Raw genomic sequence first — 24,463 nt, 5'->3', positions numbered from 1 at the left:
CGCGTCCCGGCCGTCCGGCGTGACCGGTGGTGCGAGACTCCCAGCAGCCGGAACCGAGTTTGCCCAGGTCAAAGCGGCTAAAACCCCGCCGACCAGATCAAGGTGGTCACTCGTTCCCGGCCGGAACGGACCGATTGTTCTCCCGGGGAGGAAGACGATGCGCACCGGACTGCGGCACGGACCTGCGGGCGGCACCGCGCCCGCCGCGCCGCCCATCTCGCTCACCGAGCGGCTCGCGGCGCTGGCCGTACCGTGCCCGGTGCACCCGTCGGTGCACCGGATCGAGGCGGCGGCCATCGCCTGGTCGCGGCGGCACGGCCTGCGGGCCGATCCCGGCGGGGGCGCGCACCTGCTGGCCGGGAGGGCGTTCGCCCGGTACGGCACGGACGCGGCCACGATGTTCGCCCGCTGGCTGGTCTGGATGTCCGCGGCGCGCGAGGACCCCGCGGCGCTGGCCGGGGTGCCGCGGGTGGCGCGCGGGGACGAGCCGGGCCCGGCGGCGGTGGAGCGGGCGTTCGCCGACCTGTGGCGGGCCTGCGCGCCGCGGATGAGCGACGGCTGGCGCGAGGGGTTCCTGGCCGGGCTGGCCGCCCAGCGCGCGGCGCTGCTCCGCGCCGCCCCGGCGGCCGGGGACTACCCGCCGTTCGGCAGGGACCGCTTCGGCCGCTACCTGTTCGACCTGGTGGAGCCGTGCGCCGGGGTGGAGGCGCCCGCGGCCGTACGGCGGAGCCCGCACTGGGCGGCGGTCGTCGAGGCGAGCTGCGACGTGGTCACGTGGTGTACGGACCTGATGGCCGGGGGCGGCTACCTGACGGCGGCGGCCGGGCTCACCGGCACCACAGCAGGGCTCACCGGCACCACGGCGGGGCTCACCGGCTCCACGGGCGGCCGGAACGGCACGGCCGGGCCCGACGGCGGGAACGGCGCGGGCGGCGGGGACCCCGTGGTGTGGGTGACCGACCGGCTGGTCGAGCGGATGGACGACCTGTGGACGGCCGCCCGCGCGATCCCGCAGGTGGTGGAGCGACGCGGCCTCGACACCGCCGCCGCCCGGGAGGTGATCCAGGTCACGTGCGCTTTCTTGACCATTCCCAGGGCCTACCTGGAATGGCTCTTGGAATCACCTCGCTATCGTCACCTAGCGTAATCGTTCGCGCCATTCACGTAACACGGGGGTCTACCGTGAGCACCGAACTTCTCAAGCACAAATTAGACCGTGCCTTCGGGCACCTGGACGTCGACGGCGACGGCCGGGCCGTACGGGACGACATGCTCGGGCTGGGCGCCAGGATCCTGGTCGGTTTCGGAGAGTCACCGACCTCTCCGGCGGGCAACCGGCTCGTCGGGGGGCTGGAGGCGGTCTGGGCGACGCTGTCGGCCGCGACCGGCGGCGACGGCGTGATCTCCCCGGAGGGCTTCCGGGCGGGCATGATCTCGGCGTTCGTGGAGGGCGACCGGTTCGACCCGGTGTTCCGGCCCGCCGCCGAGGCGGTCGCGCGGCTCTGCGACGCCGACGGGGACGGGTCGGTCCGGCCGGCCGGCCTGCGGATCGCGCTGACCGCCTTCGGCACCGCCCACGACGACGTGGACGTGGCGTTCGACCGGCTCGACCGCGACCGGGACGGGGTCATCTCGGTCGGCGAGCTGGTCGAGGCGGTCCGGCAGTACTACACCAGCGCCGACCCGAACGCGGCCGGCAACTGGCTCTTCGGGCCGCTGTAGTGCTCGCCAGGACATGCGGGGCGGCGCCCCGCGAGGTGGAGCGGTGGCCGTCCCGGGCCCACGCCCCCGTCACGGCCGCGTCCCTGCTCCTGCCCCTCGTCGAGCGCGTCCCGGCGATGGGCGCGCCCTGCCGCATGCACCCCGCGATCGACCGGATCGGGGCGTCGCTCGCCGGGTGGGCCCGCGAGACGGGGCTGGAGCCGCCCCCGGGGGCGCGGTTCGAGCGGATGGCGGGCCGGGCGCTCGCCGACGCCGGCGAGGACGCGACGCTGCTGTTCGCCAAGTGGCTGACCTGGCTGTTCTGCTTCGACGACGAGTGGGACGAGAAGCCGGCCGGGCGGGTGACCGAGACCGTGGACGCCGCCTTCGCCCGCCTCGGCCTCATGACCCGGGCGTCGCCGCTCGTGCCGGGCCCGGCCGGTGGGTCCGACGGGGAGCGCCCGCCCGTGGAGGCGTCGTTCGCCGGCCTGTGGCGGGCCACGGCCGGGCGGATGAGCGCCCGGTGGCGGCAGCGGTTCGCCCGGGGGCTGGTGGCCCAGGGGGCGGCCTGCCGCGCGGAGGCGGAGAACCGGTGCGCCGGGCGGGTGCCTTCGCCCGCGGAGTACCCGGCGCTGCGCCGGGGCACCGCCGGGCCGTACCTGTTCGACCTGGTGGAGCCCTGCCTGGGGGTGGAGGTGCCGCCGGGGCTGCGGGAGAGCGTGACCTGGCGGACGCTGTTGGACGCCTGCAACGACGTGACGGCCTGGTGCAACGACGTGGCGTCGTATCCGAAGGAGCGGGCGAACGGCGACGTGCACAACTACGTGACGGTCGCCGCGCGGGCGTTCGGGCTCTCGGAGACGGAGGCCGTCGCCTGGGTGAGCGACCGGATCGCCGAGCGCGCCGAGGACCAGCGCGCCGCGGCCCGGCGGCTGCCCCGCCTGTTCGACCGGTTCGCGCTGTCGGCGGCCCAGGCCAGGGACGTCAGCAAGGTCGCGTGCGCCTTCCTGGCCGCGCCGCGGGCGCAACTGGAGTGGCTCCTGGAGTCCAGCCGGTACGGCACGGCCGGCCCGGCGGCCCGGGACGGTTACGGGCCGGTGGCCCGGAGCGGGTAGGTCCGGCGGCCCGGGACCGGCGCGTCCCGTCCGCCCCGGATCGGCACGACCCGGCCCGGCGGCTCAGGGGGCGCAGGCGAGGGAGTCGCCCACCGGGCTGCGGCGGTAGACGACCTCGCGGCCGAGACGGCGGCGGGTCACCAGCCCCCCGCCGGCCAGGACGGTGAGGTGCTGGCTGACCGCCCCGGGGGTGAGGTCCATCCGCCGGGCGAGCGCCGAGGTGGTCGCGGGCTCGCCCAGGGCGGTGAGGATCCGGGCCCGGGTACGGCCGAGCAGCGCGGCGAGGGCGTCGGGGGCGGGCGGCGGGCCGTCGGTCCACAGCGTGCCGACGCCCGTCGCCGGGTAGACGAGCATCGGCTGGTACGGCTCGACCATCGCGACGGTGTCCGGCCAGTGGAAGGCGGTCGGCACGAGCACCAGGCCGTCGCCGCCGATCGGCGCCGAGTACTCCCAGTTCCGGACGACGGCGAGCCGGTCGCCGCGCCAGCTCACGTTCGGGTGCAGGTCGGCGAAGAGCTCCCGGGCCCCGCCCGCGGCGAGCCTGCGGGAGCGGCGCAGCACGTCGGCCTCCAGCAGGCCGTGGACGCGCGGCCAGAACTCGGCGAACGCCGCCTCCCAGTACCGCTCCAGGGCGTCGGCGACGCGCGCCACCCCGGCCTCGGGGTCGGCGGTGAACCGCGCGATGATCCGGGGGTCGGCCCCTTCCACCCAGCCCGCCTCCTCGGCCGCCCGTTCCGGGGGTGTGCGCCGCACCCGGTCCAGCTCGGCGGCGAAGTCGGGCAGCGGGGTCTCGGGGGTGGGGGTGATGAAGTCGACGAGGTAACCGCGGACCGGGACCAGCGCGAACAGCTCCGCCATGTCGAGCGCGGCCACCCGGTCGCGCACCGCGCGCACCCACGGCAGGTGCAGGGAGTGCCGGGCCGGGTGGCGGATCACCCGCAGGCTGGCCACCAGCTCACAGAGCGGGGAGAACGCGAAGCGGATCCGCGCGACGTCCTCGGGGGCGAAGATCCACTCGATGTGGCAGGACTTTTTAGGCACGGCTAAAAGATTCGCGCCCGGCCGCCCGCCTGTCCAATCCTGCCGTCATGACGAGCACGACCCTCGCCGGGCCCGGTTCACCGTCCGGCTCCCCCGGTTCCCCCGGTTTCCTGCGGTCGAAGCTGGGCGGCCTGCCCCGGCCGTTCTGGGCGCTGTGGGCCGGCACGCTGGTGAACCGGGTGGGCATGATGGTCCAGCCGTTCATCGGCGTCTACCTGATCGAGTCCCGCGGCATGTCCCTGGCCGCGGCCGGCACGGTGATGACGGTGTTCGGGGCGGGCTCGCTGATCTCCCAGGTCCCGGCGGGCTGGCTGGCCGACCGGTACGGCAGGCGGATCACGCTGGCCGGCGGCATGACGGCGACCGCCGCCGGCATGGCGGCGCTGGGCGCGAGCAGCTCGTTCCCGGCGATCGTGGCGTCGATGTTCGTGCTCGGCCTGGCGATCGACGCCTACCGGCCCGCCTCCAACGCGCTGGTGGCCGACCTCGTCTCCCCCGCGGACCGGCCGCGCGCCTACGGCCTGCTCTTCTGGGCGCTGAACCTGGGCTTCTCGGTGGCGATGGTCGCCGGTGGCTGGCTCGCCCGCGCCGGGTACGGCTGGATGTTCGCCGTCAACGCCCTCACCTCGCTGGCCTTCGGCCTGCTGGTGTGGCGGGCGGTGCCCGAGACGCTGCCCCGGCGCGCGGGCCGCACCGGGCCCCGGGGCGGGGACGGCGAATCCCAGGACGGCGGATCCCAGGACGGCGGCGAACTCCGGGATGAGGGCGACAGACTCCAGGACGGCGGGGCATCGCCCGGGGGTCGCACCGGAGCGCCGCGCGGCGGGCTCGCCGCGCTGCTCGGCGACCGGCTGATGATCGTCTACTGCCTGATCTCGTTGCTGTACAACATGGCCTACTCCCAGGTGTTCACCACCCTGCCGGTGGCGATGAGCGGTTCGGGCTTCTCCACGGTCGACTACGGCCTGGTGATCGCGGTGAACGGCGTGCTGATCGTGGTCCTGCAGCCGCTGACCGGCGACTGGGTCGGCAGGCGCGACCCCGGCACCGTGTTCGCCGCCGGCCTGATCGTCATCAGCGCGGGCTTCGCGCTGACCGCCTTCGTCTCCAGCATCGCCGGGTACGCGGTGGGCGTGGTCGTCTGGACGCTGGGCGAGATCCTCACCGCGGGGCTGCCGGGCGCGATCGTGGCGATCCTCGCCCCGTCCCACCTGCGCGGACGCTACGCCGGCATGTACGGCCTGGCCATGTCGGGCGGGGCGATGCTCGCCCCGCTGGTCGGGACCCGGCTGCTCGCGGCCGGCCCCGTCACGCTGTGGCTGACCGTCGGCGGCGTCATCCTGGTCGCGGCGGCGGGCCTGCTCGCGATCCGCCCGGCCCTGCGCCGCCGCGCGGCCTCCCCGGAGGCGTGACCACGGCGGCCGGCCCGCGGCGCCGGGTACGCCGCGGGCCGCCGTACGGTCCCGGTGTGCCGGGCGCGTTGAACCGTTGTTGATCCGATTGCTGTTCCCGCGCGGTACGGTCCCCCGGTCATGGAATGGAGGGCTGGGGCGATGCGCGAACCGAGCCGGGTTCCCCCGGAAGCGACGCCGGCCTGGGCGTGGAACGCCGCGACACCGGCCGCGGCAGCGGTACCGGCCGCAGCTTCGGCACCGGCTGCGACAACGGTACCGGCCGGGGCTTCGGCACCGGCTGCGGTATCGGCTGCGGCAGCGGCCGCCGCGCCGTCCGGCGCACCCGCCAACTCCCGGCATAGCACTACATATTCGGTTATTTCACCCCTAAAGGGATTTTCCCCTTTCGGGGTGGAGATCTGTGACCGAAGTGGTGCCGCCGCCCACCTTGAATGTGGGGTTTCGACTCCCGATGATTCTCTTCAGTCGGCGAACGATGGCAGGTGGGGCTGGTATGACATTGGACGCGGTGGCTCTACGCTTACGCCTGCGATGCTGACATTTCGGGCCCTGGGACCGTTCCAGGCATGCCATGGCGGGGACCCCGTCGATCTCGGCGGGCAGCGCCAGATGGCCGTGCTGGCCCGGCTGCTCGTCGCGGGCGGCCGTGCCGTACCGGTGAGCATGCTCATCGACGAGCTCTGGCCCGGTGAGCCCCCCGCCCAGGCCCTGTCCACCGTCCAGGGATACGTCTCGCGCCTGCGGCGCGCCCTGGAGCCCGGCCGCGCCCCCCGGGAGGAGGCGGAGGTCCTGGTCTCCGCCCCGCCCGGTTACGCGCTGCGCGCGGCCCCCGACCAGGTGGACGCCTGGACGTTCGAGCGCGCGGTGAAGGCGACGGGCGAGCCGGCCGAGGTGTGGGAGCGCCTGGGCCGGGCCCTCGCGCTGTGGCGGGGACCGGCCCTGGCCGAGTTCTCCGACCTGCAGTGGGCGGCGACCGAGGCGGGCAGGCTGGAGGAGCTGCGGCTGGTGGCGGTGGAGCGCCGCGCCGACGCGGGCCTGCGGCTCGGGCAGTCCGGCGCGCTGGTGGCCGACCTGGAGGCCCACGCCTCCGCCCACCCACTGCGGGAGGAGGCCTGGCGGCTGCTCGCGCTGGCGCTCTACCGCAGCGGCCGGCAGGGGACGCGCTGGGCGCCCTGCGGCGCGCCCGTACGCTGCTGCGCGAGGAGCTGGGCCTGGACCTCGGCCCGGCCCTGCAGCGCCTGGAGTCCGACATGCTGGCGCAGGCCGCCCATCTGGACCTGCCGCCCGCGTCGCCCGCCGCCGGGGAGGCCCGGGACGCCGCGGCCTCCCCGGCCTCTACGGCCTCTACGGCCTCCGTGGAGGCGAGCGGGCCGCGGACGCTGCGCGTGGTGGTGGCCGACGACCAGGCGCTGGTCCGCACCGGCCTGCGGGTCGTACTGGACAGCGAGCCCGGCTTCCAGCTGGTCGCCGAGGCCGAGGACGGCGAGCAGGCGATCGCGGCCGTCCGCGAGACCTCCCCCGACGTGGTGCTGATGGACATCCAGATGCCCCGGCTGGACGGCCTGACCGCCGCGCGGCGCATCCTGGCCGACGACGCGCCGCCGAAGGTGATCATGATGACCACGTTCGGCACGGACGACAACCTGTACGCGGCGCTGCGCGCCGGGGTGAGCGGCTTCGTGCTCAAGACCTCCGCCCCCGAGCAGCTCATCAGCGCGATGCGGGCCGCGCAGGCGGGGGACGCGCTGATCGACCCCGCCGTCACCACCCGGCTGATCGCGGCCTTCGCCGGACGGGCCGACCCCTCGGTCCCGCCCGCCCTCGCCGGCCTCGGCGACACCGATCTGGACCTGATGAAGCTGGTCGCCCGGGGGCTCACCAATCGCCAGATCGCCGCGACCCTGTCGGTGCCCGAGCACTCGGTGGCGCAGTCGGTGACCAGGCTCCTGGATCACCTCGGGCTGCACGACCGCGCCCAGCTCGTCGTCGCGGCCTACGAGTCGGGGCTGGTCAACCCCGGCGGACCGGGCAGGTAGCGGTGGCGGGGTGGTCCGCCCGGCGCGCGCTGCTCACCTCGCCCCGGCGGGTCGTCGCCGTCGTGTCGGCCGTCGTGTCCGTCACGCTCACCGTCGTCGGCTACGTCACCTACCGGCAGCTCCCGCCGGGCTGGGCCGGGGACCTGCCCGCCACCCCGGAGATGTCGGTCGGCGTGACCTTCCCGCTGGTGGGGGCGTTCCTGCTGGCCCACCGCTCGCGCCCGCCCACCGCGTGGCTGATGTGCCTGGGCGGGTTCGGCTGCGCGGTCAGCACCTTCGCCGGCGCCATGATGCTGCGCTCGGGCGCCGACGGCGCGATGGCGGCCGCCGGGTACTACCGCCACATCTCCGGCCTGGGCTGGATCTTCGGCGGAATCCTGCTGGCCACCGTACTGCCGCTGTACTCCCCTGACGGGCGGCTGCCCTCGCGGCGCTGGCGCCCGGTGGCGGCGCTGGCGTTCACGGTCATGGCGGCGGAGGGGTTCCGCGCGATCACCCGACCGACCCCGTCGCTCCGGAACTACCCGCTGCCGAGGGTCGTCCCGAACCCGTTCGCCGTCGAGGCGCTGGCCCCCCACATGAAGTGGATGCTCCTGGCCTCGACGTGGGCGATCAACGCCATGGCCGTCCTGGCCCTGATCTCCCTGGCCGTCCGCTTCCGGGGCGCCGACCCGGTGCTGCGCCGCCAGATCGCCTGGCCGCTGAGCACGTTCGGCCTGTACGTGGTCGTCCTGCTCGGCGGTCCCGCCTGGTGGCTGCCGGCGACCGTCCTCACCGGGCTGATCCCGGTCTCCATCGCCTTCGCCGTGCTGCGCTACCGGCTCTACGGCATCGAAACCGTGGCCGGCCGCGCCTTCGTGGCCGCCGGGCTGATCGCCGCGGTCAGCGTGGTCTACTTCGGCGCGGGCGCCGTGGCCGGGCTGTTCCTGTCCGACTACGCCCCGGTCGGCGGGGCGATCGCGGCGCTGTTCGCCGGCGCGGTCTTCCACCCGCTCCGCCGCGTGCTGCGGCTGTGGGCCGACCGGCTCCTGTACGGCACGCGCGGCGACCCGCGGGCGCTGACCGCGCGGCTGGCCGCGGAGTCCGCCCAGACCGAGCCGGCGAACGCGCTCGCCGCCATGGCCGCGGTGATCCGTGACGTGCTGAGCGTCACCGGGGTCGCGGTCGAGGCGGACGGCGTGGAGGGCAGGCCGGCGGAGATCGGGCTGCTCGGCCCCACCCCGCGGGCGGTGCCGCTGGTCTGGCACGGGGAGCCGGTCGGGCGGTTGCTGCTGGGCTCCCCCGGCCCCCGCCGGTTCGCCGCCGCGCACAACGACCGGCTCATCGCGGCGGCCACGCCGTACGTGGCGGACGTCGTGCACGCCGTACGGATGACCGCCGACCTGCGGCGCTCCCGCGAGCGCATCCTGAGCGCCCGCGAGGAGGAGCGCCGCCGCCTGCGCCGCGACCTGCACGACGGGCTCGGGCACGCGTTGACCGACATGGCCATGTCGATCAACATGGCCAGGATCACCCTGCGCACCTCCCCCGACTCGGCCGACCTGCTGCTGTCCGAGCTGCGCGGTGCCATGGACACGGTCAGCCGGGAGGTCAGGGAGCTGGTGTACGGCCTGCGCCCGCCGACCCTGGACGAGCTGGGCCTGGCCGGGGCCGTACGGGCGCTGGCCGCCGAGGGGGACCCCGTGGTGGCCGTGGAGACGGCGGGCGACCTGTCCGACCTGCCCGCCGCCGCGGAGGTGGCCGCCTACCGGATCGCCCAGGAGGCGCTGACCAACATCCGCAAGCACGCCGGGGCCCGGACCGCGACGGTCTCGCTGGCCCGCGGGGAGTCGCTGACGGTACGGGTGCAGGACGACGGCAAGGGGCTGCCGGGGACGGCCCGCTCCGGCGTGGGCCTGCTGTCGATGCGCGAGCGCGCCGCCGAGCTGGGCGGGACGTGCGTGGTCGGCGCGGCCCCGGGCGGCGGCACCGTCGTGGAGGCCGTCCTGCCGCTCCCGGCGGGCCGCGAACCTCCGGTCCCGGCCGGGCGGCTGTGAGCCCTCCACCGGGCGGGCGGAGACGACGTTCCGGTTCCGGGCGGATGTGAACCTTCTGCGCCACTCGGCGCTCTAACAACGAGCAGACGAACCGTTCCGAGGAGATCGTTGTGAAATACCGGGCCCTGGTCGCCGGCGCCGCACTCGCCGTGACCGCCCCCGCTCTCTCCGCCCCCGCCCAGGCGTCCGCCGGGACGGCCGCCTCCGCCGCGAACCCCGCGGCGGCCTCGGCCCCGGCCCGCGCGGCGGCCACCGTACGCGGCGTCTACTTCGACTACAAGGACGGCGGCGTCCGGGTGACGACCGGACCCGGCGGGCGGCAGGTGACCATCCCGTCGGACAAGGGTTCCTTCGTCGGGCAGTTCTCCGCTTCGCCGGACGGCGGGCGCGTCGCCTGGATCGACGACAAGGGCCGCCTGCACGTCAGGTCGGCCGCCGGGGACAAGGTCGTCGCCGTCGGCGCGGCCTACGGCGGGCCGTGCGTGACCCCCGCCTGGAGCGCCGACGGCAGGCGGATCGCCTTCCCCAGGAGGGGCGATTCGGAAGCCGCGACGGTGGCCGCGGTCGGCGCCTCCGGCGGGCGGGTGACCGTCCTCGGCCGCACCCCCGGACCCTGCCACCTGGCGTGGTCGGCCGACGGCCGGACGCTCGCCGGCTACGCCGGGGACACCGACGGCGTCCACCTGCTCGACACCCGCACCCACCGTTCCCGCAAGGCGCCCGGCATCGGGCTCGCCAACCACGTGGGGAGCGTCTCGCCCGACGGGCGCCGGGTCGTGGTGCAGACGATCTCCGCGAACGCCCCGGGCGGCGACGGCTCCTGGCCCGCCTGGTACAACCCGTCGGTCTACGACACGATGACCGGCAAGAAGATCGCCCTCCCGGTGAAGGGCAGGGCACTGAGCGCCCACTACCTGCGCGACGGCCGCCTGGCCGTCCGGGTGAAGGGCGCCTCGGCCAACACGCTCGTCGTCCTCGACCGCTCGGGGAAGGAGGTCCGGCGCGTCACCGAGCCCGCCTCGGCGCGGAGGCTCGGCCTGCTCGGCGTCACCGGCTGACGGATACGGGCCGCCCCCTTCCCCGGGCGGCCCGCACCGGCCGCTCCGGCGGGAGCCGCTCCCTCCCCGGACCGGCCGCCCGCCGGCTCCGGGACGTCCCGATCGCCCCGCAGCCGCCTCCCACGAGGCCGGGAATAGGGTGGGGGCGTGGCTCAACTCCGTATCGCCCTGGCCCAGACCAACCCCGTCGTCGGCGACATCGCCGGCAACGCGGACAGGCTTGTCGAGTGGACCGGGCGCGCCGCGGACCGGGGCGCGCACCTGGTGGTCTTCACCGAGATGTTCCTGACCGGTTACCCGGCCGAGGACCTCGTGCTGCGCAGCTCGTTCGTGGAGGCGTCGATCGCCGCGATCGAGGACGTCGCCCGGCGGCTGGCCGACGAGGGCCTCGGCGAGATCCCGGTGGTGGTGGGCTACGTCGACCGGGCCGGCCTGGCGCCCCGGGTCGGGCAGCCCAAGGGCGCCCCGCTGGACGCCGCCGCGCTGCTGCACCGCGGCCGGGTCGTCACCAGGACCGCCAAGCATCACCTGCCGAACTACGGCGTCTTCGACGAGTACCGCTACTTCGTGCGCGGCGACCGCCTGCCGATCTTCCGCCTGCACGGGGTGGACGTGGCGATCGCGATCTGCGAGGACCTGTGGCAGGACGGCGGGCCGGTCTCGGTCGTGGCCGAGGCGGGGGCCGGGCTGCTGGTGGTGCCGAACGCCTCGCCGTACGAGAGGGAGAAGGACGACGTCCGGCTGGAGCTGGTCTCCCGGCGGGCGCGGGAGGCGGGCTGCGCCCTCGCCTACGCCAACCAGGTCGGCGGGCAGGACGAGCTGGTCTTCGACGGCGACTCGATCATCGTCTCGGCCTCCGGCGAGCTCGTCGCGCGGGCCGCGCAGTTCTCCGAGGAACTCCTGGTCACCGACCTGGAACTGCCCGAGGCCCGGTACGGAGGTCTCGGGTCGTTCGAGGTGGACGCCCACGACGGCACCGTGATCACGGTGGAGCGGGTGGAGCTGGCCGCCTTCCCCGTCGAGCCGTACACCCCGCAGCCCCCCTCCGTGGCGCCGCGCCTGGACGACCTCGCCGAGGTCTACTCGGCCCTGGTGCTGGGGCTTCGCGACTACGTCTTCAAGAACGGGTTCCGGTCGGTCATCCTGGGCCTGTCCGGCGGGATCGACTCGGCGCTGGTCGCCACGATCGCCTCGGACGCCGTCGGCCCCGGCCGGGTGCACACGGTCATGCTGCCCTCGCGCTACTCCTCCGAGCACTCCCTGAGCGACGCCCAGGAGCTGGTGGACCGGCAGGGGATCAACACCCGGGTGGTGCCGATCGCCGACATCGTCGAGGCGTTCGAGAAGGAGATCGAGCTGTCCGGCCTGGCCGCGGAGAACCTCCAGGCCCGGGTGCGCGGCATGATCCTGATGGGCCTGTCCAACGAGCACGGCCACCTGGTGCTCACCACCGGCAACAAGAGCGAGCTGGCGGTCGGCTACTCCACCCTCTACGGCGACTCCGCCGGCGGTTTCGCGCCCATCAAGGACGTGCTCAAGACCCAGGTCTGGGAACTGTCCCGCTGGCGCAACGCCCAGGCGGGCACCTCCGGCGACTTCCTGTACGGCTTCGACCGGCCGCCGATCCCGGAGAACTCCATCTCCAAGGAGCCGAGCGCGGAGCTGCGGCCCGGCCAGCGCGACATCGACTCCCTGCCGCCGTACGACGTGCTCGACCCGCTGCTCGGCGACTACGTCGAGAAGGACATGGGCTCGGCCCGGCTCGTCGCGGCCGGCCACGACCCGGAGCTGGTGGCCAGGGTCATCCGCCTGGTGGACCTCGCCGAGTACAAGCGCCGTCAGTACCCGCCGGGCCCGAAGATCACCCCGAAGAACTTCGGCCGCGACCGCCGCCTCCCCATCACCAACCGCTGGCGCGAACAGGCTCCCTGAGATCCGGACGCCCGGCGGCGGGCAAGGCCGCGCCGCTGCTCTTGAGACGCTCGGAAGGTACCGTCCCCTCTCCCGGTGAAGTACCGTCCGATCATGGCCGACGACCCGCTGGAGTCCCTGCGCCGGCTCTGCCTCGCGCTGCCCGAGACCACCGAACGGCTCAGCCACGGCGAACCGACCTGGTTCATCCGGGGCAAGAAGACGTTCGTGATGTACGCCGACCATCACCACGACGATCGGCTCGCCTTCTGGTGCGCCGCCCCGCCCGGTGTCCAGGAGGCCCTGATCGCGCAGGACCCCGAGCGCTTCTTCCGCCCGCCGTACGTCGGCCACCGGGGTTGGCTCGGTGTCCGTCTGGACGTTCCGCAGGACTGGGCCGAGATCGCCGAGATCGTCACCGACGCCTACCGAACCGTCGCCCCCGAACGCCTGTCCGCTCTCCTGGACTGAGAGGACCGCGTGGTGGAGCCGCTCCAGCGGAGGGTACCCGTGGCTCAGTGAGGTAGGGCGCGTTCCAGGTAGGCGCGGAGGAGGTGCTTGGTCTCGGCGATGTAGGAGGGGTCACCGCCGGGAGACTCACGGAAGGCGAACTTGAGGAGCGCGTCGGCGGCCTCGACGGCGACGCGGAGCGAACGGTTCAGATCGTCCGCGCCGAGACCGTCCGCCGTCCCCGGGAGGAGCCGGTCGGCGAGGTGGGTGGCGAGGGACTCGGACACCGCGCGGTTCTCGCCGAAGTCGATGACCGCGAAGCCCGGGACCGTACGCTTCATCTCGACGTACTCGTCCACCACCAGGTCCACCATGTCCGGCCAGTCCGCCGCCCCCGTGAGCCGCCGCTCGATCCTGGCCAGGAAGCGCTCCAGGTTGCGTCTGGCCAGGGCGTCGGCCAGGCCGCGCTTGTCGCGGAAGAAACGGTAGATCGAACCGATCGGCACCTCGGCGCGGGCCGCCACCGCCCGGGTGCTCAACGCGTCGTAGCCGCCCTCGTCGAGCAGGGCCGCCGCCGCGTCGAGCATCTGGTTCACCCGCTCCACGCTGCGCTGCTGGACCGGACTTCTGCGTACGGAGGATCCCACGGCGTCCATCATGCCGCGAACAGCAGGATGAGCCCTCCGATGGTGTAGCAGACCATCAGGACCAGCAGCGGGATCTGCCCGGCGACCGCCTTCTCCGGCGTGAAGAGCCGTACGGAGCGGTCGTGGGCGGCGACCACGCCGAGCACGTGTCCGGCCACGATGGCCAGCACCTGGACGGAGGCGATCGCGCCGGGGCCCACCACGTCCGGGTCCACGGTCCGGTCCAGGCCGAGCGAGAGGACGACCGCCCGCTGTCCCTCGATGACGAGGAGCGAGAAGTAGTGGGCGATCAGGTAGCCGACCGCGACGGGGACCAGCGAGTGGGCGAACATCCGGGCCATGCCGCGCCCGCCGGTCGCCCCGGCTCTCCCGGCCGCCCCGTCTTCTCCCGCCGTACCGTCTCCTCCGGCCGCTCCGTCCTTACCGGTCACGCCGGACGTCTCGCCCACCGTGCCTCCCGCTCTCCCGGACGGCACGGGCACGGCGGCCCCGGTCCTGACCCGGCCGATGAGCCCCGCGGCGGCGGTGCAGGCCCGGTAGAGGGCCGCCACGAGGCCGATCGCGGCGAGCAGGCCGAGCGTCCCGGTGACCGTACGGCCCAGCGGCCCGGTCTGCAGGAGTTCCACCCACCACGGGGAGTCGGAGAACCCGTCGTATCCGGTCGTACCGAGCAGCACGCACACGACGGCGACCAGCCCCGGGGCCGGACGCAGGGCGTCGAGCCCGTCGAGGGGGTTGCGCAGGACCAGCCTGCCGTCGTCCCTGCGGCCGAGGGGCGAGAGGCGGCCGATCAGGGCGGAGTAGACCTCGAAGGCGTCGGCCCGGTCGAACCACCGCGTCCCGTACCGGAAGGCCGCGGCCAGGTGGGCGGCGCCGTACAGGGTGAGGAAGACGGCCAGCGTGGTCGTCGAGGCGGGGGCGGGCGAGGCCAGTTCCATCCAGGCGAAGGCGGTCAGACCGAGCGCGGCGGGCCGGTAGCCGAACGGCGCGGGCCCCTTGTCCCGGCCGCCGAGCAGCAGGTGGATCGTGCGCAGCGGGTTGAGGAGCCGCCATACCGGCCCGAACAGCAGCGACGCCGGGATCAGTCCCGTCCAGAGGATCACGTAGACCAGGTGGGCCGCCGGGTTCCGGCCTGGATCGTCGGGTCCGAGGAGCATCCAGGCCGCGGTGAAGACGGCCCCGGCCAGCCCGATGACCCGCAGCGTCCATCGGATCCGCGTTCCCTCGGGGAGCCGTACCGGCCGACCGGCCGCCCCGCCGCGGAACCGCGAGTCGGCCCAGAGCAGGGCGAGCCCGAGGAACGACACGAACAGCGCCGCGAACGCCCCGGCGAAGGCGTAGAACAGCGGGATCGGCAGGTCGTGCCGGCTTCCCAGTCCGTGGGCGAGGAGGCGCGTCATCGGATGACGAGCTGGGTCAGGACGAGGCCGGACTCGTGGGTCTCGACCTCGAACAGCCCGGTACGGTCGGCGACGACGTCGAGGGTGACGGGCCTGCCGGGCTCCAGGCGGCGGGTGAGGTCGAAGCCGTGGACGTGGATCTCGTCGGCGACGTCGGAGGTGACGACCAGGCGGACCGCCTGTCCCCTGGGGACCTCGACGCGGCCGGGCGGCGGGGTCACCCGGCCGCCGGTGACCGTGATCTCGACCGTCGGCCCCTTGGGGGCCCCGTACGTGTCGTAGGGCGGGGGCGCGGTGGCCACGCTGTGGTCGGTGCCGGGGTTGTGGTGGCCGGTGGAGACGTTGCAGGCGGCCAGCAGCAGGCAGGCCCCCAGGACCGTCACGGCCCGCCGCGCCACCGGCCGCCCTCCCCGGTGGCGTGCCGGTCGCGCCACCGAGAGGCCGGGGGCCGGCTCGGGACGGGTCCGCGCCCCCTCGGCGGACGGTGAACGCCTCACGCGGGCACCTCCTCGACGGGGGCCGCCGCCGTACGGCTCGGCCTGCGGGCGAGCAGGACGACCGCCCAGAGGACCCAGACCCCGCAGAGCAGGCCGCGGATCCAGCCGGGGCCGACCGGCAGGAGCGGGATCATCACGACCGCCTTGTCGAACGCGTCGGCCAGGGCGAGGACGCCGAGCACGACCGTGAACCAGCCGAACCCCCGGCCTCTCCGCGGCCCTTCGGCTCCGGTTCCCACTCCGGCGCCGGTCCCGTCGGCGGCCTCGGCTCCGGCCTCCCCGGCCCCGGTCCCGGCGCGTGACCGGCCGCCGGGCCGCAGCCACAGCAGGCCCGCGCCGATCCACCACGCCCCCATCAGCACCAGGGCGGCGGCGGGCAGCGGGGTGTGGCCGTAGGCCGCGCCGAGGACGTCCAGGGTCAGGCCCGCGAGCCCGGCGACCGTGACGGCCAGACCGGCCCGGGAGCGGAGCGCGCGACGCCGGAGCAGGACCGCGACCAGGCCGAGCGCGAGGGACCCGGCGAGGGCGAGTTGCACCTCGACCCTGGCCACGCCCGCCGCGCCGTACCATTCGCAGCCGGCCGGGAGGCGTCGCTCACGGATGCTGTAGTCGTTGCACAGGTAGCCCTTGGCGAGCTTGACCGGTTCGCCGAGGATCCGGGACGGTCCGGCCGAGCCGCAGGCGGGCAGCGCCCACGGGGCGGAGGGGCCGGCGTCGTCCTGCCAGCAGTTGCCGGTCCCCTGCCCGTCCCACGAGACGCCGGCGCCGTTGGGGCGGCTCACGCCTTCGGGCGTCACACCGAGGTGGTTGCCCTCGTAGAGGTTGTGGTGGGAGGTGTCGAACTGCTTGCCCAGGGCCCCTTCACCGCGGATGAAGGCGGGCACCGCGAGCAGGTCGAAGGCGGCGGACTCGTGACCCCAGATCCAGTTGTCGCGGAAGACGTTCCAGTTGCCGCCCGCGGTGATGATCCCGGTGCCCCGGGGCATGCCGATCTGGGGGCAGACGACGCCCCGCTCGTAGCCGCGTTCGGCCGTGGGCTTGGCGCAGGTGCCGTCGGCGACGTACCGGTAGTAGTCCCGGTTGTTGTCGTGGATCCGGTTGCGCTCGAAGCGGGCGTGGTTCTGCGGCAGGCCCGGGTGCCCGGCGAACGCGCTGTCCATCGAGGCGCCGCCCATGTTGTCGAAGAACTCGTTGTCGTGGACGTACACCGAGTCGCCCGCCGTGCCGGAGTAGCCGACCATGTTGCCGTGGCTCTTGCAGCGCCGGATCTCGATGGAGTAGCGCGGCACGTCGTGGCCCCGGCCGTCGTTGATGTTCGAGGCGCTGCCCGGGTAGAGCCCGGAGTCGCCGTTGCCGTGCGACTCGCAGTCGGTGTAGAGGCCGTGGTCGCTGGCGAAGGTCAGGAAGCCGTACTCGTCGTTCCAGCGGGTGAGCATCGTGTCGATGACGAACCCGTCGGCGGCCAGGATGTAGATCGAGTTGAACGTGGTCCGCTGGGCGGTGAAGTTGCGGAAGTAGATCCCGTTGGCCGTGTCGGCGCGGATCGCGTTGAGCTTCCGGTACTGCGCGTCGATGATCACGTCCGTCGGCTTCGCGCCGGTGCCCTCGATCTGCAGGTCCTTGATCCCGAGGATGGCGACCAGGTTCTGGTTGTGCGGGCACTGCCGCTGCTGCTCGTAGGAGAGGATCTGGTAGCCCCAGGCCGACCAGCGGGCGGGCAGGCGGGCGCAGTCGCCGGTGGGCTCCGGCAGGCTGGGCTCCTCCAGGTAGACGCCGGGCAGGATCGCGATGTTCGTCCCGGGCCGGTCGACCTTGTCCACCGCCTCCTGCAGGTGGCGGTACCCCTGCTCCTGGCAGCGGTCGAACAGCTCCAGGTTGCGCCGCCTGAGGTCGGGCGGGAAGTCCGCGATCCGCCTGCCGAAGTCGGCGCGGTCGCTCTTGCAGACCAGCAGGTCGGGTTCCCCGGTACGGTGCACCGGGACGCTGCCCGTGCCGTCGGGGAGCTTCACGGGGCGTTCCTCGTGGGCGAGGGCCGCGGAGGCGGGCAGCAGCAGGGCGAGGGTCAGCGCGACGGCGGTCGCGGCCCCGCGTAACGGGCGCATGGCCGCGAGAGTAGAACAATGTTCATCTTTTGCCCAGGCCTGTTTTCGTGCATCGAGCCCGGGCCGGTCCTCAGGCGGCGGGCGCCAGGCCGGCCAGGAGCTGGTCGACGATCCGCTCGGCGATGCCGACCGGCGACTCCACGGCCCCGTCGGATCCCGCGTCGCGCATGTACCACGTGACGGTGCCGATCAGCGCCGCCATCACGACGGGCAGGTCGAGGTCGGCCCGGAGCTCGCCGGTGGCGACGCCCCTCCGCAGCACGGCGGCCAGCACCTCCCGGCGCGGCTCGATCAGGGCCTGGCGGACCCGCCCGACGAGACGCGGGTGCCGCTCGGCGTCGTTCATCACGATGCTCATCACGCATCGTCGGCGCGCGTCACACGAGTCGCGCACGACGACCTCGAGGTAGGCGACGAGATCCTCGCGGACCGACTCGCCCCGCAGCTCCGGCAGCGGCGACTTGAGCCGGGCCAGGGCGTCGACGCACAGGTCCTCCTTGTTGGCCCAGCGCCGGTAGATGGTGGTCTTGCCCACCCCGGCCCGGGCGGCGATCGCCTCGATCGACAGCTCGGCGATGTTCATGCCCTCGCCGAGCAGGTCGAGGGTGGCGTCGATGATCGCCTGTTCCGCCCGGGCGCTGCGGGGGCGACCCGCCGGGCGGGCCGCTCGCGTCTCGTCAGTCGTGCTCATCGCACGTCTACACTACTGCCGGTTCCCTGTCGCGGTCCCTCTCCCCGATTGCGGAGCCGGAGGCGGGAGCGACGGCCGCGCCGCCGTCGCCGGACGGCAGCCACTTGAGCGCCACCAGCGCTCCGATCAGCGCGATCGCCGCCGAGACCAGCGCGGTGACGTGCATGCCGTCCAGGAAGGCCGCCTTGGCGGGCTCCACCAGGGCCGCGCCGCGCGCGCCGAGGCGCTGGGCCACGCCCATCGTGTCCGTCAGCGACTCGCCCGCGACGTGCCTGAGCCTCTCGGGCAGCCCGCCCAGCGCGGGGGCGATCTCGTCGCGGTAGGTCGCCGACAGCACCGAGCCGAGCAGGGCCACGCCGAGCGCGCCCGCGACCTGCCGGACGGTGTTGCTCATGGCGGAACCGACACCGGCCTTCTCCCTGGGCAGGGCCTCCATGATCGCGGTGGTCGCCGGCGGCATGATGTTGGCCATGGCCGCGCCCTGGACGAAGAAGACGATCTCGATGACCACGAGCGGCGTGCTCCGGTCCATCAGCGCGTAGGAGGCCAGCGCGCCGGCCACGACGAGCATGCTCAGGGTGGCGGTCGGCTTGCCGCCGAAGCGGCGGACCATCCGCTGGCTGAGCGGGGCGAAGATGAGCTGGGCCGCGGCGAACGGGATCATCAGCGCGCCGGCCTGCAGCGGGGTGTGGCCGAGGACGACCTGGAGGTAGAAGACCAGGAAGAACATCGCGCCCATCATCGCGAAGAACACGATGCCGATCAGGCCGACCGCGGTGGCGAAGCGGGCGTCGCGGAAGTAGGTGACGTCGAAGGCCGGGTGGTCGACGCGGCGCTCGTACCAGACGAACAGGCCCAGTACGGCCACGCCGAGGAGCGTCGGGACGAGCACCTCCGCGCTGGCGACGGTGGCCAGCTCACCGCCCCGGATGATGCCGTAGGTGAGGGCGACCAGGCCGATGATGGACAGCAGCACGCCGGCCGGGTCGAGCCTGGACGGCCTGGGGTCGCGCGACTCGGGCACGACCAGGGTGATGAGCACCATGGCGACCAGGACGATCGGCAGGTTGATCAGGAAGACCGAGCCCCACCAGAAGTGCTCGATCAGCAGGCCGCCGGTGATCGGGCCGATCGCCACGGCGAGGCCGACGCCCCCGGCCCACACGCCGATCGCCTTGCCGCGTTCCTGCGGCGGGAAGACGTTGGAGATGATGGCGAGGGTCGCCGGCATGATCGCGGCGCCGCCGACCCCCATGAACGCCCGCGCCACGATGAGCTGGCCCGGATCCTGGGAGTAGGCGCTGGCCAGCGAGGCGAGGCCGAAGAGCGCCATGCCGACCAGCAGCATGCGCCTGCGGCCGGTGCGGTCGCCGATCACCCCGAAGGTGAACAATAGGCCCGCGAAGACGAGCGTGTAGGAGTTGATCGCCCATTCCATCTGGCTCTGGGTCGCGCCGAGCCCCTCCTCGGGGTCGGCGATCGTCTTGAGGGCGACGTTGAGGATCGTGTTGTCGAGGACGACGGCCAGGAGGCTGAAGACCAGCACTCCCAGTACCTGCCATCGTCTCGGGTGGCCGAGCTGCGGTTCCATGGGTCCCCGTTTTCGATACGATTAAGTTTCGCAACGGGACCGTATCGCTCATGGTTCCGATACGCAACTGTTTCGTTTCGTATTTACCGGATGTCAATCCGCCGGAAACATCCCGGGGCGGGGCCGGGCTGCCGAGGCGAGGCCAGGCCGCCGGGGGCGGGCCGCCGGGAGGACCCGCCGGCCGGGCCGGGCCCACCGGCCCGGCCGGCCCCGGGCCCCCACCCGAATCGCCGTCCCGGATTCACCGCCCCGGATTCGCCGTCCCGGATTCGCCGCCCCGGGACGGAGCGCCTCACACGGCGGCGGCCACCGGCCGCTCCTCCGGGATCTCGTCCGGCATCCGCCGCCAGAAGGGCAGCGCGACGAGCACCATCCCCGTCGCCACCAGCCCGGCGGTGACGAAGGCCCAGCCCGGCCCGCCGTGGTCGATGATCGCCCCGGCGATCGGGGACGAGGCGGCGCCGCCGATCAGCAGCGCCGTGCCGTGCAGGCCCATCGCCTCTCCCCGCGCCGGGGCCGGGACCCGGCGGCTGAGGCTCTCGACCGTGGACGACAGCCCCGGCGCGCACAGCAGGCCGGCCGGCAGCAGCGCCAGCAGCAGCCACCGCCAGTCGCCGCTCACCAGCCCCACCGGCACGGTGAGCAGGCCCATCCCGCCGATCAGGACCAGCGGCGAGGCGCCCCGGGGCAGCGTGCCGTACACGAAGCCGCCGACCAGCGAGTACAGGCACCACACCCCGATGGCCACGCCGCTCCACGCGGTGTCGCCGGCGTCCTTCACCGCCGCCACCAGGGCCAGCTCGGAGGCGGTCAGCACGAACGTCGCCGCCGCGGCGGTGCCGAGCAGCGCGACGACGCCGGAGGTCAGCCATCGGCGGCGCGACACCCGCTCCGCCGGGGCCGAGAGCTCCTCGGCCGAACGGATCGGCGGGTTCAGCAGGATCAGGGCCGCGCCGGAGCCGGTCAGGCCGATCGCGACGGCGCTCATCGTCCACGCGCTGCCCAGCTGCGTGACGCCGAGGACGCCGAGGGCGGGCCCGGTCATGTAGGAGAGCTCGACCATGATCGAGTCGAGGGAGAAACCGATCCGGCGCTGGTGGGGCGGGACCAGGGCCGTCAGGCACTGCCGGATCACGCTGAACACCGGCAGGGCCAGCAGTCCGGCCACCACAGAGGCGACGACCAGCACCGGGTACGGCAGCACCCACGCCGTGGACCAGAAGGCGAGCTGGGCGAAGGTGGTCACGAACAGCACCGGGCGCAGGCCGTACCGGTCGACGAACCGCCCGGCCAGCGGCGACCCGACGGCCATCCCCACCGTCGTGGCCGCGCCGGCCCCACCTGCCTCCAGCCATCCCAGGCCGAGGGTGTTGTTGATGTGCAATGTCAGCGTGATGCCCGTCGCCGTGGACGGGATGCGGGCGATCATGCCCACCAGCAGCAGCGTTCGCACACCGGGAAGCGCGAGCAGACGACGGTAAGGTTCGATGGCCATTTTTATTGCTTACCTCCGGGTGCATTCTGTCCTATGCCCCCGACAAGATCGCCACTGGATTACCTGGCGGTGCGGGGGTGTTGCACCTTCCGGAGCGCGTGCAATCATCGAAGACGTCCGGGGACGCCACTGGGGCGCCTCGAGACTTCACAGGGAGGCTCCCATGTCCTCTTCCGTCACGAGCCGGCCGACCGCTCTCTACGGCGGCCAGGCGGGACGAAGGGTCACCGTCCGCGACGTGGCCGCCGCCAAGGAGCGCGGCGAGAGGTGGCCGATGGTCACCGCGTACGACGCGATGACCGCGAAGGTGTTCGACGAGGCCGGAATCCCGGTGCTGCTCGTCGGCGACTCGGCCGCCATGGTCGTGTACGGCTACGACTCCACGCTGCCGGTCACCGTCGACGACCTGCTGCCGCTGACCGCGGCCGTGGTGCGCGGGTCGTCGCGGGCCATGGTGGTGGCCGACCTGCCGTTCGGCTCCTACCAGGCGTCCCCCCAGCAGGCCCTGGAGACGGCCGCCCGCTTCATGAAGGAGGGCGGGGCGCACGCGGTCAAGCTGGAGGGCGGCCGCCGGGTGCTGCCGCAGGTCGAGGCGCTGGTCTCGGCGGGCATCCCGGTCATGGCGCACCTCGGTCTGACCCCCCAGTCGGTCAACACCTTCGGCGGCTACCGCGTCCAGGGCCGCGGCCAGGCCGGCGACGAGCTGATGTCCGACGCCAAGGACCTGGAGTACGCCGGGGCCTTCGCCGTGGTCCTGGAGTGCGTCCCGGCCGAGCTCGCCGAGCGGGTCACCCGGTCGCTGTCGATCCCCACCGTCGGCATCGGCGCCGGGCCCTCCACCGACGCGCAGGTGCTCGTCTGGCAGGACCTGATGGGCCTGACCCCCCACCCCGCCAAGTTCGTCAAGAAGTACTTCGACCTCGCCGGGGAGATGGACCGGGCGGTCCGCGCCTTCGCCGACGAGGTGGTCGGCGGGGCCTTCCCGGCCGCCGAGCACAGCTACCACTGACGCGCCGCCGCGCCGCCGTACCGGCCCGCGGGCCGGTACGGCGGCGCGGTCAGACCAGGGTCGAGGGGTCGGTGTTGCCGCCGCAGACGACCACGGCCACCCGTTCCCCTGGGGCCGGGACGTACGCCCCGCACCGCAGGGCCGCGTAGGCGGCGGCCCCGCCGTACTCGGCGGCCACCCGGAAGGACCGCCACAGCTCCAGCCGGGCGGCGGCGATGTCCTCGTCGCCGACCAGGACGCCGCGCACCCCCGCCGCGCGGGCGAGGCCGTAGCCGATGGCCCCGATCCGGCTGGCGCCCAAAGAGTCGGCCGCGATCCCGCCGACCTCGACCCGGACCGGCCCGCCCGCCGCCAGGGCGCGGTCGAGGGTGGGGATGCGCTCGGGCTCGACGGCCACCACCCGCGCCCGGCCGTCCAGCGCGGCGACGATCCCGCCGAGCAGCCCGCCGCCGCCGACCGCGACGAGCACCGTGTCGACGCCCCCGGTCTGCTCCAGCAGCTCCAGCCCGGCCGTGCCCTGCCCGGCCACCACCTCGGCGTGGTCGTAGGCGTGGACCTCAAGGGCGCCGGTCTCGGCGGCCCGCTTGAGCGACGCCTCGTACGCCTCGGCGTAGACGGCGCCGGTCTGCGTGACCTCCGCGCCCAGCGCGCGCAGCCCGGCGACCTTCACCGGGCTGGAGACCGTGGGCACGAAGATCTCCGCCCGGACGCCCAGCTCCCGCGCGACGTACGCCACCGCCAGCCCGTGGTTGCCGCCGCTCGCCGCGATCAGCCCGGCCGCGGGCAGGTCGCCCGCGGCCAGCGCCCGGTTGAAACCGCCCCGCACCTTGAACGACCCGGTGTGCTGGGTCAGCTCCAGCTTCAGGAACAGCTCCGGCGACACCTCCAGCACCGGGGTACGGCGGATCCGCCCGGCCAGGCGCCCGGCGGCCAGCGTCACGTCGTCGATCGACACGCTCATCGGTGATCTCTCCCCGTCGTTCCCGGCCGGCGGGCCCTCATGAGAGGGCCTGGCTGAAGTCGGCCCAGAGGTCCTCGATGTGCTCGATGCCGACCGCGACCCGGACCGTGCCCTCGCCGATCCCGTGCCGGGCGAGCTCCTCCGCCGTCAGCGAGCGGTGCGAGGTGGTCGCCGGGTGCAGGATGAGCGTCTCGACGCCGCCGAGCGACGGGGCCAGCAGCGCCAGCCGTACCGAACTCATGAACCTCTCCCCCGCGGCGCGCCCGCCGGCCAGGTCGAAGGAGAAGACGCCGCCGAAGTCGGGCAGCAGCTTGACCGCCAGCTCGTGCGAGGGGTGGGAGGGCAGGCCCGGCCAGTGGACGGCCGTGACGGCCGGGTGGCCCGCCAGGCGGGTGGCCAGCTCGCGCGTGTTGGCGCAGTGCCGTTCCATGCGCAGCGGCAGGGTCTGCATGCCGCGCAGCGTGAGCCAGGCCGCGAACGGGTCGGCGGTGGCGCCCAGCTCGACCGCGAAGTGCCACACCTTCCGGTACAGCTCGTCGGAGGCGAAGACCGCGACGCCGCCGAGGACGTCGGTGTGCCCGCTCAGGTACTTGGTGGAGGAGTGCACCACGACGTCCGCGCCGTGCTCCAGCGGGCGGCACAGGATCGGCGAGGCGAAGGTGTTGTCCACGACCGAGACCAGCCCGGCCTCGCGCGCCGCGGCGCACATCCCGGGCAGGTCGGCGACCTGGGTGACCGGGTTGGCGATGGTCTCCAGGTAGACGACCTTCGTCTCCGGCCGTACGGCCGCGCGCAGCGCCCCGGGGTCGTCCTCGGGCACGTAGGAGACCGTGATCCCGAACCTCGTGACCAGGTCGTTGATCATCCCGGCGGTGCCGCCGTAGAGGGCCCGCTGGGCGATCAGGTGGTCACCCGGCTTGAGCAGACCGAGCAGCACCGAGTTGATCGCCCCCATGCCCGAGGCGGTGGCCACGGCGCCGACACCGCCCTCCAGGCCGGCGACGGCCTCCTCCAGCGACCGGACGGTCGGGTTGGACAGCCGCCCGTAGACGAAGGAACCGTCCGGGCGGCCCATCCCGTCGGCGAAGACGGACGGGTCCTCGAAGACGAAGCCGGAGGTCTGGTAGATCGGCACCGCGATGGGCCGGCTGCCCTCAAGGGACGGCTGCGGGTGGTGGACGACACGCGTCTCGGGGCGAAGCTCGCTCATACGACAAGGATGACCCGCGGGGAGGCCCGCTGTCAGATCCGGCGCGACGGGATCGGCCCGTCATCCGGCCGGATCGCGCCCCGATCGGGGAGGAAGG

At 74.0% G+C, this 24,463-nt stretch carries 20 protein-coding genes and 1 pseudogene; 11 read left to right on the top strand and 10 right to left on the bottom strand.

The window, feature by feature from the left end; genetic code table 11:
* The first annotated feature begins 157 nt into the window (after nucleotides 1-157).
* The 3 genes from ACQP10_RS11280 to ACQP10_RS11270 are packed head-to-tail and all read left to right on the top strand — an operon-like array spanning nucleotide 158 to nucleotide 2,816.
* Nucleotides 158-1,147 (top strand): terpene synthase family protein, encoded by a 990-nt coding sequence (locus ACQP10_RS11280; protein WP_346020460.1) that lies wholly within the window; start codon nucleotides 158-160, stop codon nucleotides 1,145-1,147.
* A gap of 35 nt (nucleotides 1,148-1,182) precedes the next feature.
* Nucleotides 1,183-1,722: an EF-hand domain-containing protein gene (locus ACQP10_RS11275; RefSeq protein ID WP_346020461.1), complete on the top strand. Its 540-nt coding sequence runs from the start codon at nucleotides 1,183-1,185 to the stop codon at nucleotides 1,720-1,722.
* On the top strand, nucleotides 1,722-2,816 hold the full coding sequence (locus tag ACQP10_RS11270; protein ID WP_346020462.1) for a terpene synthase family protein: 1,095 nt from the start codon (nucleotides 1,722-1,724) through the stop codon (nucleotides 2,814-2,816). Before ACQP10_RS11275 ends, ACQP10_RS11270 begins: the two co-directional genes overlap by 1 nt.
* A gap of 63 nt (nucleotides 2,817-2,879) precedes the next feature.
* On the opposite strand, the gene ACQP10_RS11265 is transcribed toward ACQP10_RS11270, so the two are convergent.
* Nucleotides 2,880-3,857 (bottom strand): ArsR/SmtB family transcription factor, encoded by a 978-nt coding sequence (locus ACQP10_RS11265; protein ID WP_399499635.1) that lies wholly within the window; start codon nucleotides 3,855-3,857, stop codon nucleotides 2,880-2,882.
* 47 nt (nucleotides 3,858-3,904) lie between these two features.
* Between ACQP10_RS11265 and ACQP10_RS11260 the strand changes: the two genes are divergently transcribed.
* The 7 genes and pseudogenes from ACQP10_RS11260 (at nucleotide 3,905) to ACQP10_RS11230 (ending at nucleotide 12,784) form a co-directional block, all read left to right on the top strand.
* On the top strand, nucleotides 3,905-5,269 hold the full coding sequence (locus tag ACQP10_RS11260) for an MDR family MFS transporter (protein WP_433541321.1): 1,365 nt from the start codon (nucleotides 3,905-3,907) through the stop codon (nucleotides 5,267-5,269).
* 120 nt (nucleotides 5,270-5,389) lie between these two features.
* Nucleotides 5,390-6,462, top strand: a pseudogene (locus ACQP10_RS11255) (AfsR/SARP family transcriptional regulator); the annotation flags it as partial.
* A gap of 198 nt (nucleotides 6,463-6,660) precedes the next feature.
* Complete coding sequence (locus tag ACQP10_RS11250; RefSeq protein WP_433541894.1) at nucleotides 6,661-7,308, top strand: response regulator; 648 nt, start codon at nucleotides 6,661-6,663, stop codon at nucleotides 7,306-7,308.
* 2 nt (nucleotides 7,309-7,310) lie between these two features.
* Nucleotides 7,311-9,344, top strand: a complete 2,034-nt coding sequence (locus tag ACQP10_RS11245) for a sensor histidine kinase (RefSeq protein WP_433541320.1) — start codon at nucleotides 7,311-7,313, stop codon at nucleotides 9,342-9,344.
* A gap of 110 nt (nucleotides 9,345-9,454) precedes the next feature.
* Nucleotides 9,455-10,402 carry a TolB family protein gene (locus tag ACQP10_RS11240; protein WP_399499639.1) on the top strand — a complete coding sequence of 316 codons (948 nt, stop codon included), beginning with the start codon at nucleotides 9,455-9,457 and terminating at the stop codon, nucleotides 10,400-10,402.
* A gap of 147 nt (nucleotides 10,403-10,549) precedes the next feature.
* Nucleotides 10,550-12,334 (top strand): NAD+ synthase, encoded by a 1,785-nt coding sequence (locus tag ACQP10_RS11235; protein WP_386150979.1) that lies wholly within the window; start codon nucleotides 10,550-10,552, stop codon nucleotides 12,332-12,334.
* A 93-nt stretch (nucleotides 12,335-12,427) separates the two neighbouring features.
* Nucleotides 12,428-12,784 carry an MmcQ/YjbR family DNA-binding protein gene (locus tag ACQP10_RS11230; RefSeq protein ID WP_346020468.1) on the top strand — a complete coding sequence of 119 codons (357 nt, stop codon included), beginning with the start codon at nucleotides 12,428-12,430 and terminating at the stop codon, nucleotides 12,782-12,784.
* 44 nt (nucleotides 12,785-12,828) lie between these two features.
* Here ACQP10_RS11230 and ACQP10_RS11225 read toward each other — a convergent pair whose 3' ends face one another.
* From ACQP10_RS11225 to ACQP10_RS11195, 7 genes are all read right to left on the bottom strand, one after another.
* Nucleotides 12,829-13,419: a TetR/AcrR family transcriptional regulator gene (locus ACQP10_RS11225; protein WP_346020942.1), complete on the bottom strand. Its 591-nt coding sequence runs from the start codon at nucleotides 13,417-13,419 to the stop codon at nucleotides 12,829-12,831.
* The gene (locus tag ACQP10_RS11220; protein WP_433541319.1) at nucleotides 13,419-14,810 is read right to left on the bottom strand and encodes a hypothetical protein; all 1,392 of its coding nucleotides are present in this window, start codon (nucleotides 14,808-14,810) and stop codon (nucleotides 13,419-13,421) included. Before ACQP10_RS11220 ends, ACQP10_RS11225 begins: the two co-directional genes overlap by 1 nt.
* Nucleotides 14,807-15,307, bottom strand: coding sequence for a hypothetical protein (locus tag ACQP10_RS11215; RefSeq protein WP_346020470.1), 501 nt, complete (start codon nucleotides 15,305-15,307; stop codon nucleotides 14,807-14,809). The genes ACQP10_RS11220 and ACQP10_RS11215 overlap by 4 nt, the downstream gene beginning before the upstream one ends.
* A complete protein-coding gene (locus tag ACQP10_RS11210) occupies nucleotides 15,304-17,409 on the bottom strand; it encodes a hypothetical protein (protein ID WP_399499641.1) in 2,106 nt (701 codons plus the stop codon). Before ACQP10_RS11210 ends, ACQP10_RS11215 begins: the two co-directional genes overlap by 4 nt.
* Nucleotides 17,410-17,479: 70 nt before the next feature.
* Complete coding sequence (locus tag ACQP10_RS11205; protein ID WP_433541318.1) at nucleotides 17,480-18,100, bottom strand: TetR/AcrR family transcriptional regulator; 621 nt, start codon at nucleotides 18,098-18,100, stop codon at nucleotides 17,480-17,482.
* Nucleotides 18,101-18,107: 7 nt separating this feature from the next.
* Nucleotides 18,108-19,691 (bottom strand): MFS transporter, encoded by a 1,584-nt coding sequence (locus ACQP10_RS11200; RefSeq protein ID WP_346020473.1) that lies wholly within the window; start codon nucleotides 19,689-19,691, stop codon nucleotides 18,108-18,110.
* A 292-nt stretch (nucleotides 19,692-19,983) separates the two neighbouring features.
* A complete protein-coding gene (locus ACQP10_RS11195; RefSeq protein WP_433541317.1) occupies nucleotides 19,984-21,186 on the bottom strand; it encodes an MFS transporter in 1,203 nt (400 codons plus the stop codon).
* Nucleotides 21,187-21,349: 163 nt separating this feature from the next.
* Between ACQP10_RS11195 and panB the strand changes: the two genes are divergently transcribed.
* On the top strand, nucleotides 21,350-22,195 hold the full coding sequence (gene panB / locus ACQP10_RS11190; RefSeq protein WP_346020475.1) for a 3-methyl-2-oxobutanoate hydroxymethyltransferase: 846 nt from the start codon (nucleotides 21,350-21,352) through the stop codon (nucleotides 22,193-22,195).
* Nucleotides 22,196-22,244: 49 nt separating this feature from the next.
* On the opposite strand, the gene ACQP10_RS11185 is transcribed toward panB, so the two are convergent.
* Entirely contained in the window at nucleotides 22,245-23,156 is a 912-nt protein-coding gene (locus ACQP10_RS11185) for a threonine/serine dehydratase (protein WP_346020476.1), read from the bottom strand.
* 37 nt (nucleotides 23,157-23,193) lie between these two features.
* Entirely contained in the window at nucleotides 23,194-24,366 is a 1,173-nt protein-coding gene (locus tag ACQP10_RS11180; RefSeq protein ID WP_346020477.1) for a trans-sulfuration enzyme family protein, read from the bottom strand.
* Nucleotides 24,367-24,463: the final 97 nt, after the last annotated feature.

Source organism: Streptosporangium sandarakinum (genome assembly GCF_050942225.1).
Lineage (GTDB): Bacteria > Actinomycetota > Actinomycetes > Streptosporangiales > Streptosporangiaceae > Streptosporangium > Streptosporangium nondiastaticum.
Note: the sequence above shows the minus strand (reverse complement) of the source record. Positions and strands in the feature narration are given on the sequence as shown.

What these genes read in the sequence shown, in the direction of transcription:
- ACQP10_RS11200 (WP_346020473.1), bottom strand. Translation starts at nt 19,691, where the DNA reads ATGGAACCGCAGCTCGGCCACCCGAGACGATGGCAGGTACTGGGAGTG.
- ACQP10_RS11220 (WP_433541319.1), bottom strand. Translation starts at nt 14,810, where the DNA reads ATGACGCGCCTCCTCGCCCACGGACTGGGAAGCCGGCACGACCTGCCG.
- ACQP10_RS11280 (WP_346020460.1), top strand. Translation starts at nt 158, where the DNA reads ATGCGCACCGGACTGCGGCACGGACCTGCGGGCGGCACCGCGCCCGCC.
- ACQP10_RS11225 (WP_346020942.1), bottom strand. Translation starts at nt 13,419, where the DNA reads ATGGACGCCGTGGGATCCTCCGTACGCAGAAGTCCGGTCCAGCAGCGC.
- panB (WP_346020475.1), top strand. Translation starts at nt 21,350, where the DNA reads ATGTCCTCTTCCGTCACGAGCCGGCCGACCGCTCTCTACGGCGGCCAG.
- ACQP10_RS11210 (WP_399499641.1), bottom strand. Translation starts at nt 17,409, where the DNA reads ATGCGCCCGTTACGCGGGGCCGCGACCGCCGTCGCGCTGACCCTCGCC.
- ACQP10_RS11180 (WP_346020477.1), bottom strand. Translation starts at nt 24,366, where the DNA reads ATGAGCGAGCTTCGCCCCGAGACGCGTGTCGTCCACCACCCGCAGCCG.
- ACQP10_RS11205 (WP_433541318.1), bottom strand. Translation starts at nt 18,100, where the DNA reads ATGAGCACGACTGACGAGACGCGAGCGGCCCGCCCGGCGGGTCGCCCC.
- ACQP10_RS11195 (WP_433541317.1), bottom strand. Translation starts at nt 21,186, where the DNA reads ATGGCCATCGAACCTTACCGTCGTCTGCTCGCGCTTCCCGGTGTGCGA.
- ACQP10_RS11185 (WP_346020476.1), bottom strand. Translation starts at nt 23,156, where the DNA reads ATGAGCGTGTCGATCGACGACGTGACGCTGGCCGCCGGGCGCCTGGCC.
- ACQP10_RS11230 (WP_346020468.1), top strand. Translation starts at nt 12,428, where the DNA reads ATGGCCGACGACCCGCTGGAGTCCCTGCGCCGGCTCTGCCTCGCGCTG.
- ACQP10_RS11260 (WP_433541321.1), top strand. Translation starts at nt 3,905, where the DNA reads ATGACGAGCACGACCCTCGCCGGGCCCGGTTCACCGTCCGGCTCCCCC.